Genomic DNA, 9,139 nt, shown 5'->3' with positions numbered 1-9,139 from the left:
CGCACCCCCCCCCCACCCCCCCCCCCTGCCCCCCCCCCCCGCCCCCCCGGGGGGGGCCGGGGGTGCGGGGGGGGCCCCCCTCGTCGTGGGCGTCGGGGATACTGGGAGGCGCAGAAGCGAAGAGGGAAAGGCCACAACGTGACTGAGATCGAGATCGGGCGCGGCAAGCGCGGCCGCCGGGCGTACGCCTTCGACGACATCGCCGTCGTCCCGAGCCGCCGTACGCGGGACCCGAAGGAGGTCTCCATCGCCTGGCAGATCGACGCCTACCGCTTCGAGCTGCCCTTCCTGGCCGCCCCCATGGACTCGGTCGTCTCCCCGGCCACCGCGATCCGTATCGGCGAGCTGGGCGGCCTGGGCGTCCTGAACCTGGAAGGCCTCTGGACGCGGTACGACGACCCGCAGCCGCTGCTCGACGAGATCGCCGGGCTGGACGCGGAGAGCGCGACCCGCCGTCTTCAGGAGATCTACGCGGCTCCCATCAAGGAAGAGCTGATCGGGCAGCGCATCAAGGAGGTGCGCGACTCCGGAGTCGTCACCGCCGCCGCCCTCTCCCCGCAGCGCACGGCGCAGTTCTCCAAGGCCGTCGTCGACGCGGGCGTGGACATCTTCGTCATCCGCGGTACGACGGTGTCGGCCGAGCACGTCTCGGGTGCCGCCGAACCGCTGAACCTGAAGCAGTTCATCTACGAGCTCGACGTCCCGGTGATCGTCGGCGGCTGCGCCACGTACACCGCGGCGCTGCACCTGATGCGCACCGGCGCGGCCGGTGTCCTCGTCGGTTTCGGCGGCGGCGCCGCGCACACCACGCGCAACGTCCTGGGCATCCAGGTCCCGATGGCCACCGCCGTCGCGGACGTCGCCGCGGCCCGCCGCGACTACATGGACGAGTCCGGCGGCCGGTACGTGCACGTCATCGCCGACGGTGGTGTGGGCTGGTCGGGCGACCTCCCCAAGGCCATCGCCTGCGGCGCCGACTCCGTGATGATGGGCTCCCCGCTCGCGCGCGCCACCGACGCGCCGGGCCGCGGCCACCACTGGGGCATGGAGGCGGTGAACGAGGAGCTGCCGCGCGGCAAGAAGGTCGACCTCGGCACCGTCGGCACCATCGAGGAGATCCTCACCGGCCCGTCGCACATCCCGGACGGCTCGATGAACATCTTCGGCGCCCTGCGCCGCGCCATGGCGACCACCGGCTACAGCGAGCTCAAGGAGTTCCAGCGCGTCGAGGTGACGGTGGCGGACTCGCAGCACAAGCGGTAGTCCGCGGGTACGAAGCCTGTACGTGCGAAGGGCCCCCACCGACTCGGTGGGGGCCCTTCTCCGTGAGACCTGTTTGTCAGCCGCCGGTCAGCAGCTCGGCGACGCCCGCGAGAAGGAGGACGACACCGGCGAGGCCGACGAGTGCGGCGTACGGCCGGAGACCGAAGCGGGTGACACGGTTGGGCCGCGGGGTGAAGCTGCCGGCAGCCAGGGCACTCAGCTCGTGACTGCGCTGTTGGAAGGCCTTCACGGCGTCTGCGGCACCCCGGACGTTGAAGGCGATCCAGCCCCCGGCGACCGAGGCGGACAAGCCGAACAGCATCAGGAACAGCCAGACCGGCATCTCAGTGCCCGTGCCCGGCCCTGCGGGTGCCCTGGAACGCCACGTACGCCGCGATCGCGAAGAACAGGAAGGTCATCGGGTCGGCATCGGCCTTCCAGGCCTGCTGGACCACGTCGAAGTGGTCGAAGAAGATCGTGCTGAAGCTGAGGCCGGTGTCGTCGGCGCCGATCATGGCCTCGCCGATGAGCTGGCCGAGGTAGATCGCGGCGACGGAGACGATCACGCTGACGACCGGGAGGGTCTGGCTGCGACCGCCGACGCGGCCCGCGGCGATGCCGACGAGGAAGCCGACGCCGACGGCGGCGTAGCCGATCTCGTGCTTGGTGAGGCCGATGATCAGGCCGTACAGGATCGCGGAGACCACGCCGGCGCCGATGGCGGCGACGAGGCCGAGCGGGAAGTTGCCCTGCGCCGGGGCGGCCGGGGCGACGGGCGCGACCGGGAAGCCCGGCTGCGGCGCGCCCTGCGGCGCGGCGGTCTGCTGCGGGACGGGCGGCTGGTCGGCGGGTGCGGCGGGCGCGTCCGCGTACGGGTTGGCGTCGACCGGTGGACCGGACGGCGGCGTCGACTCACTCATGTGGTTCCCCCCAGGGATGTTGGCGCACAGGGTGTGCGCTAGGGACGTCGCGCACACCTGTCGGCGCCCGGGGCGGGGGCGCACGTGTGTACGAGAGCTGCCGCAGGTTAGCAGGGGGGAGTGACAATCGGTGAGGCGATTTTCTGGGCTCAGAGCCGGTGTGCAGCTCCCGTCGGGGTCGCTCCCCGTGTGTCCAGGAGGAGTTGGGCCTTCACGGACAGTCCTTGCAGGTCGTAGGTGCGGTGCTGCTGGAGAAGGATCGTCAGGTCCGCGTCGGCGGCGGCCTCGTAGAGGGAGTCCGCGCGCGGTACGGGCCGCCCGAGCACGCTCCACGCCGGTACGTGCGGGTCGTGATAGCTGACGGAGGCGCCGAGTTCCATGAGCCGTACGGCGATCTCGTGGGCGGGGGAGCCCTGTTGGTCGGCGATGTCCGCCTTGTAGGTGATGCCGAGGAGGAGCACCCGCGCGGCCCGGGCGGACTTGCCGTGCTCGTTGAGCAGCGCGGCGGCGCGCTGGATGACGTACTGGGGCATGTGGCTGTTGACCTGCCGGGCCAGTTCGACCATCCGCAGCGGGCGTCCGGAGGGGCCGCCGAGGTCCTGGGCGATCCCGTGGCCGCCGACTCCCGGGCCGGGCCGGAACGCCTGGAACCCGAACGGCTTGGTCTCCGCGCAGCGGATGACGTCCCACAGGTCGACGCCCAGGTCGTGGCAGAGCACGGCCATCTCGTTGACGAGGGCGATGTTGACGTGCCGGAAGTTGGTCTCCAGGACCTGCACGGTCTCCGCCTCGCGGGGCCCACGCGCGCGGACGACCTTGTCGGTGAGCCGTCCGTAGAAGGCGGCGGCCGACTCGGTGCACGCGGGTGTGAGACCGCCGATGACCTTCGGTGTTCCGGCGGGTGTGAAGTCGCGGTTGCCGGGGTCGACCCGGCTGGGCGAGTAGGCGAGGTGGAAATCGCGCCCCGCGCGCAGTCCGGAGCCGGTTTCGAGGAGCGGGCGCAGGAACGCCTCGGTGGTGCCGGGATGCACGGGTGATTCCAGGATGACCGTGGTGTGCGGGCGCAGCCGTGCGGCCAGGGTGCGGGCCGCCGACTCCACCTGGCCGAGGTCCAGGGCGCCGTCCGCGCCCCGCGGGGTCGGCGCGCAGATGACGGCGGTGCGGACGCGGCCCAGCTCGGCCGGGTTGGTGGCCGGGCGGAAGCCGCCCGCGAGCATCCGGCGCAGTTCCGGGGCGGTGAGGGAGCCGCCTTCCGGGCCGGTTCTGTAGCCGAGGGTGGAGATGCCGGCGGCGACGGCGGCCTGGGCCAGGGGCAGGCCGAGGTGACCGAGTCCGATGACGGCGAGGTCTGCGGGCATGGAGTGGGCCGTCCTTCCCAATAACCGATGCGGGACAGGTGCGCAAGCCCTGTGGACAGGACGGGCGAGAGCAATGTCAGACTAGGAGTAAATATGACCGATTTGCGGGATTGATCGATCAAGATTCCTTGCGCGTCGCCCAGAGTTGTCCACAGGCTGAGGACGGACGGTGGCCGATGAGGGGAGAGACGGTCAGACTTTGGGCAGGGGGGATGTGAGCCGGGCGTCGCCGGACGGGTGCGGCCAGCGCGACCTACAGCGGGAGGCAGCGGTGAGGACAGCGACACTGGGGCCGGCGGAGCGTGCCGAGTCACTTGCGGGAATGGCCGAGGGCGAGCTGGACGTGCTGGTCGTGGGCGCGGGCGTGGTCGGCGCGGGCACCGCGCTGGACGCCGCGACGCGCGGCCTGTCCACCGGGCTGGTCGAGGCGCGTGACTGGGCGTCGGGCACGTCGAGCAGATCCAGCAAGCTGATCCACGGCGGCCTGCGCTATCTGGAGATGCTCGACTTCACGCTCGTCCGCGAGGCGCTGAAGGAGCGCGGCCTGCTCCTCGAACGGCTGGCACCGCACCTGGTCAAGCCCGTCCCGTTCCTCTACCCCCTCCAGCACAAGGGCTGGGAGCGGCTGTACGCGGGTTCGGGCGTCGCGTTGTACGACGCCATGTCGATGGCCCGCGGTCACGGCCGCGGCCTGCCCGGCCACCGCCATCTGAGCCGCCGCCACGCCCTGCGCGTCGCGCCGGCCCTGAAGAAGGACGCGCTGATCGGCGCCCTTCAGTACTACGACGCCCAGATGGACGACGCCCGCTATGTGGCGACCCTGGTGCGCACGGCGGCTTCGTACGGGGCGAAGGTCGCCAACCGCGCGCGGGTCACCGGGTTCCTGCGCGAGGGCGAGCGGGTGGTCGGGGCCAGGGTGCGCGACGTCGAGGGCGGCGGCGAGTACGAGGTCCGCGCCCGGCAGATCGTCAACGCCACGGGTGTGTGGACCGACGACACCCAGGCCATGGTCGGGGAGCGGGGCCAGTTCCACGTCCGCGCGTCCAAGGGCATCCACCTGGTCGTGCCGAAGGACCGTATCCACTCCTCGACGGGCCTGATCCTGCGCACCGAGAAGTCCGTGCTGTTCGTGATCCCGTGGGGCCGCCACTGGATCATCGGCACCACCGACACCGACTGGGACCTCGACAAGGCCCACCCGGCCGCGTCCAGCGCGGACATCGACTATCTGCTGGAGCATGTGAACTCGGTGCTCTCCGTTCCGCTCACCCGTGACGACGTCGAAGGGGTGTACGCGGGGCTGCGGCCGCTGCTGGCCGGGGAGTCGGACGCCACCAGCAAGCTGTCGCGCGAGCACACCGTGGCCCACCCGGTGCCCGGACTCGTGGTCGTGGCCGGCGGCAAGTACACGACCTACCGGGTCATGGCCAAGGACGCGGTGGACGAGGCGGTGCACGGTCTCGACCAGCGTGTCGCCGAATGCGTCACGGAGGACATCCCGCTGCTCGGCGCCGAGGGGTACCGCGCGCTGTGGAACGCGCGGGCGCGGATCGCGGCGCGCACCGGCATCCATGTGGTGCGTGTGGAGCACCTGCTGAACCGGTACGGGTCGCTCGCCGAGGAGCTCCTCGCCCTCATCGCGGAGGACCCCTCCCTCGGCGCCCCCCTGCCGGCCGCCGAGGACTATCTCCGGGCCGAGATCGTCTACGCCGCCTCGCACGAGGGCGCCCGCCACCTGGACGACGTCCTGACCCGGCGCACCCGCATCTCCATCGAGACCTTCGACCGGGGTACGCGCAGCGCCCGCGAGGCCGCCGAACTGATGGCGCCGGTCCTCGGCTGGGACAAGGACCAGATCGAGCGCGAGGTGGAGCACTACGAGAAGCGGGTCGAGGCCGAGCGGGAGTCCCAGCGCCAGCCGGACGACCTGACGGCGGACGCGGCCCGGCTGGGAGCGCCGGACATCGTGCCGTTCTGACCGCCGCCTCCCGCCGATGTCACTCGAACGGGTGTGGTGAGCCGGGATCTCTGTTCGCGGCCCGACCGTTCTACGGGGTGCGGGGACAGAATTCGGCGGCGAGCAGGGCCGGTTCGAGTGCCGGGTCCGTGACCCCGTCCGTGTTCACCCGGAAGGTGAGGACACGACGACCGTCGACGGTGGCCGCGCTGCGCACGTAGCTGCCGGAGATCCGGCCGTTGTGTCCCCACACCGTGGTCCCGCACGGCAGCTTCACCGGGAACAACCCCATGCCGTACGAGCCATGCGCGGCGCGGGTGTCGAGCATCTCGCGCAGCCGGGGCGAGGGCAGCAGCGTGCCGTCGAGCAGAGCCGCGTAGAAGCGGTTCAGGTCGGCCAGTGTGCTCACGAGCTCACCCGCCGCGCCGGCCACGCGCGGGTCGAGCTCGGTGACGTCGGAGCCGTCGGCGGCGTAGGCGCGGCCGTGCGGCAAGGGAAGCGACACGCGGTCACCGGGGAACGAAGTGCCGTTCAGATGAAGGGGGTTGATGATGCGCCGCTCGGCCTCGGTGGCGTACGAGTGGCCGGTGACCTGCTCGACGATCATGCCGAGCACCACATAGTTCGTGTTCGAGTAGGCGAAGCGGCCACGGTCGGCCGGGGGATGGGTGAGTGCGATGCGCAAGGCCTGAGGAGCGGTCACGGGGGTGGTGCCCCGGGTCGTCTCGGTGAAGTCGTAGAGGCCGCTGGTGTGGTGGAGCAGGGCGCGCAGTGTGATGCGGCGGCCGTCGTTGCCCGCGCCCCGCACCAGGCCGGGCAGATGGTCCTCGACGGAGTCGGACAGGGACAGCCGGTGTTCGGCGGCGAGTTGCAGGACGACCGTCGCGATGAACGACTTGGTGATGCTTCCGGCGCGGAAATGGTCGGAGCGGGCAATTCCGTTTCCGGTGCTCGCGAAACGTGAACCGGACGCGTCGTCGGCGAGCAGAGCGGCGGCGGGAGCGCCGCCACGGGTCACCAGACGGGCCAGCGCGGCGTCCGAGGCCCGGGTGACGGCCGTTCGCGCGGCGGCCGGAACCTGCCCCGGAAGATCGGCGGGGACCGTGACGAGCAGCGCCAGGAAGATGGGTATGGCCAGAGGTGTCCGAGGTGTCCGGGGCGCTGGCATCGTGGGGTCCTTCCTTGTCGCGCCCATCATGAGGCACGTTGCTGTGCGCGCGGCCGTCGCGGGGGCCGGTCCCGGAAGCGGGCACGGCGGACCCGCGCGGCCCTGGTCACGGGGCGGTCGTGCGGCCCGGGGCGCGGTCGCGGGCGAGCCGCAGGCGGAGTCCGGACGTCTCACTGGCTGAGCTGTTGCGGTTCCAGGGGCCCCCAGGGCACTGGGCACTTGTCGGGTGGGGGACAATGGAGGCTCTGTCAGGGCGGGTTGCATGAGGGGACGCATGTCGGAGGCGGAGCGGGCGGGAGCATCCCGTCAGGACAAGAGCGAACGTCTCCTCGCCGGGCGGTACCGGCTGGGGGATGTTCTCGGCCGCGGCGGCATGGGCACCGTGTGGCGCGCCGAGGACGAGACCCTGGGCCGTACGGTCGCCGTGAAGGAACTGCGGTTCCCTTCGGCCATCGACGAGGACGAGAAGCGCCGGCTGATCACGCGCACGCTGCGGGAGGCCAAGGCCATCGCGCGGATCCGCAACAACGGCGCGGTGACGGTCTACGACGTGGTCGACGAGGACAACCGGCCCTGGATCGTGATGGAGCTCATCGAGGGCAAGTCCCTCGCCGAGGCCATCCGTGAGGACGGGCTGCTCACGCCGAGGCGCGCCGCCGAGGTGGGGCTCGCGATCCTCGACGTGCTGCAGGCGGCGCACCGTGAGGGCATCCTGCACCGCGACGTGAAGCCGTCGAACGTGCTGATCTCCGGCGACGACGGCCGGGTCGTGCTCACCGACTTCGGCATCGCCCAGGTGGAGGGCGACCCGTCCATCACCTCGACCGGCATGCTCGTCGGCGCGCCCTCCTACATCTCGCCGGAGCGGGCGCGGGGCCACAAGCCGGGCCCCGCGGCCGACCTGTGGTCGCTGGGCGGTCTGCTGTACGCGTCGGTCGAGGGTGTGCCGCCGTACGACAAGGGCTCCGCGATCGCGACGCTCACCGCGGTCATGACCGAGCCGGTCGAACAGCCCAAGAACGCCGGCCCGCTGGAGAAGGTGATCTACGGCCTGCTCGCCAAGGATCCCGAGCAGCGGCTCGACGACGCGGGCGCCCGGGCCATGCTCAACGAGGTGCTGCGCGCGCCCGAGCCCGAGCGGAGCGTGCCGGAGCCGGCGGACGCGACGAAGGTCGTAGCCATGCCGCCGCTGCCGGAGGAACCGGCCCGGCGGGGCGGCTCGTCCGGCGCCAAGAAGGGCGAGGAGCCCGCGGAGCGGCTGCGCGGGGCCCTGCGTTCGGTGCGCAAGGCCGCGACCGCGGCCGGGGCCGCAACGGCGGCGGCCACCTCGGCGGCGACGGCCCGCGCCAAGGCGGCCGGCAGCCCGGATTCCGCGCAGACGGCCGGGGCCGCCAAGACGGCCTCCCCTCAGACGGGTTCGGGGTCCGGAGCGGATGCCGGCCAGGCCGGTGGCGTCTCCGTGGCGGCCACCGCCGTGAACGCGTCCGTGCCGGGTCAGCCGAGCGGTTCCGACGGCAAGGCCGGGAACTCCGGTTCCGTCACCGCGACCGGCGTCGGAGGCGCGGGCGGCAGGCGTGGCGGCTCGGGGTCCGGGTGGCCGGTGGCACCCGAGCGCCCGGCGCGTCCGGCGCCCAAGGCCTCGCTGACCGATGTCGTGCCGCTGCGGACGCTGGTGATCCTCGCGATCGTCGTGGCGCTGGCCGTGGTCGGCACCGTGCTGGCCATCACGATCGGCGGAGGCGACGACAACGGCGCCAAGGGCGGTGGCAGCGGAGCCAAGGCGACCGCCTCCACCGGAACGTCCGCCGGCAGCGGGAAGAGCGGCGACGACGGCAAGAGCGACGGCAAGGGCAAGAGCGGCGACAAGGGCAAGAGCGACGCCGCCCGCACGGACAGCGACAAGTCGGGCTCCGGCTCGGACGACGACGCCGGCACCTCGTCGGACACGAGCACCGGCGACTCGGCCGGCTCGGGCGGCGACGGCAAGGAATCGGGCTCGGGTTCCACCGCCGTGACGACGTACAGGAGCGGGCAGGGCTTCTCGATCGGGCTGCCGAAGGGATGGAAGTACGAGTCCCAGGACGGCACGGGAGCCCGGTTCACCGGTCCCGACGGGCAGAAGCTCCTCGTCGGCTGGACGTCGACTCCCAAGGACGACCCGGTCGCGGACTGGAACAGCCAGGAGCGCTATATGGCGCGCTCCCAGTACAAGAAGATCCACATAGAGAGCGTGAGCTACCGAGGCTGGAACACGGCCGACTGGGAGTTCACCTACGTGGACGGCGGCACCAAGTTCCACACGATCGACCGCGGTTTCGTGGTGAACGCGCATCAGGGCTACGCGCTGATGTACACGGCCAAGGACGCCGCGTGGGGGAGCGCGCTGCGCAAGAGCACGTGGGCCACGCTGTCCGGGACCTTCCAGCCGAAGTCATGACGTACCGCTCGCCGAGGTGACGTTCCGCGACGAACG

Annotated in this window: 7 protein-coding genes; 3 read left to right on the top strand and 4 right to left on the bottom strand. The window is 71.9% G+C overall.

All coding sequences use genetic code 11. The annotated features are described in order from the left end of the window. The first annotated feature begins 138 nt into the window (after window positions 1-138). A complete protein-coding gene (locus ACFXGX_RS29615; protein WP_384796838.1) occupies window positions 139-1,263 on the top strand; it encodes a GuaB3 family IMP dehydrogenase-related protein in 1,125 nt (374 codons plus the stop codon). A 76-nt stretch (window positions 1,264-1,339) separates the two neighbouring features. Here the strand turns inward: ACFXGX_RS29615 and ACFXGX_RS29610 are convergent, their stop codons facing one another. From ACFXGX_RS29610 to ACFXGX_RS29600, 3 genes are all read right to left on the bottom strand, one after another. Then, on the bottom strand, window positions 1,340-1,606 hold the full coding sequence (locus tag ACFXGX_RS29610) for a hypothetical protein (protein ID WP_384796835.1): 267 nt from the start codon (window positions 1,604-1,606) through the stop codon (window positions 1,340-1,342). Between the two features lies 1 nt (window position 1,607). Next, on the bottom strand, window positions 1,608-2,183 hold the full coding sequence (locus tag ACFXGX_RS29605; protein WP_384796832.1) for a hypothetical protein: 576 nt from the start codon (window positions 2,181-2,183) through the stop codon (window positions 1,608-1,610). Window positions 2,184-2,332: 149 nt separating this feature from the next. Further along, entirely contained in the window at window positions 2,333-3,541 is a 1,209-nt protein-coding gene (locus ACFXGX_RS29600) for a nucleotide sugar dehydrogenase (protein WP_384796830.1), read from the bottom strand. A 271-nt stretch (window positions 3,542-3,812) separates the two neighbouring features. Here ACFXGX_RS29600 and ACFXGX_RS29595 point away from each other — a divergent pair, with 271 nt between their 5' ends. Beyond that, window positions 3,813-5,519: a glycerol-3-phosphate dehydrogenase/oxidase gene (locus tag ACFXGX_RS29595; RefSeq protein ID WP_384796827.1), complete on the top strand. Its 1,707-nt coding sequence runs from the start codon at window positions 3,813-3,815 to the stop codon at window positions 5,517-5,519. 70 nt (window positions 5,520-5,589) lie between these two features. Here ACFXGX_RS29595 and ACFXGX_RS29590 read toward each other — a convergent pair whose 3' ends face one another. Then, window positions 5,590-6,666, bottom strand: coding sequence for a serine hydrolase domain-containing protein (locus ACFXGX_RS29590; protein ID WP_384796824.1), 1,077 nt, complete (start codon window positions 6,664-6,666; stop codon window positions 5,590-5,592). A 274-nt stretch (window positions 6,667-6,940) separates the two neighbouring features. Here ACFXGX_RS29590 and ACFXGX_RS29585 point away from each other — a divergent pair, with 274 nt between their 5' ends. Continuing rightward, window positions 6,941-9,103 (top strand): serine/threonine-protein kinase, encoded by a 2,163-nt coding sequence (locus ACFXGX_RS29585; RefSeq protein WP_384796880.1) that lies wholly within the window; start codon window positions 6,941-6,943, stop codon window positions 9,101-9,103. The last annotated feature ends 36 nt before the right edge of the window (window positions 9,104-9,139 follow it).

The organism is Streptomyces sp. NPDC059371 (assembly GCF_042751995.1).
Classification (GTDB): Bacteria; Actinomycetota; Actinomycetes; order Streptomycetales; family Streptomycetaceae; genus Streptomyces.
The sequence above is the reverse complement of the archived record's forward strand: the minus strand, read 5'-3'. Positions and strand labels throughout refer to the sequence as shown.

Bases quoted from the DNA above. Each gene is read 5' to 3' on its own strand.
- ACFXGX_RS29610 (WP_384796835.1), bottom strand. From the start codon at position 1,606: ATGCCGGTCTGGCTGTTCCTGATGCTGTTCGGCTTGTCCGCCTCGGTC.
- ACFXGX_RS29605 (WP_384796832.1), bottom strand. From the start codon at position 2,183: ATGAGTGAGTCGACGCCGCCGTCCGGTCCACCGGTCGACGCCAACCCG.
- ACFXGX_RS29600 (WP_384796830.1), bottom strand. From the start codon at position 3,541: ATGCCCGCAGACCTCGCCGTCATCGGACTCGGTCACCTCGGCCTGCCC.
- ACFXGX_RS29590 (WP_384796824.1), bottom strand. From the start codon at position 6,666: ATGCCAGCGCCCCGGACACCTCGGACACCTCTGGCCATACCCATCTTC.
- ACFXGX_RS29585 (WP_384796880.1), top strand. From the start codon at position 6,941: ATGTCGGAGGCGGAGCGGGCGGGAGCATCCCGTCAGGACAAGAGCGAA.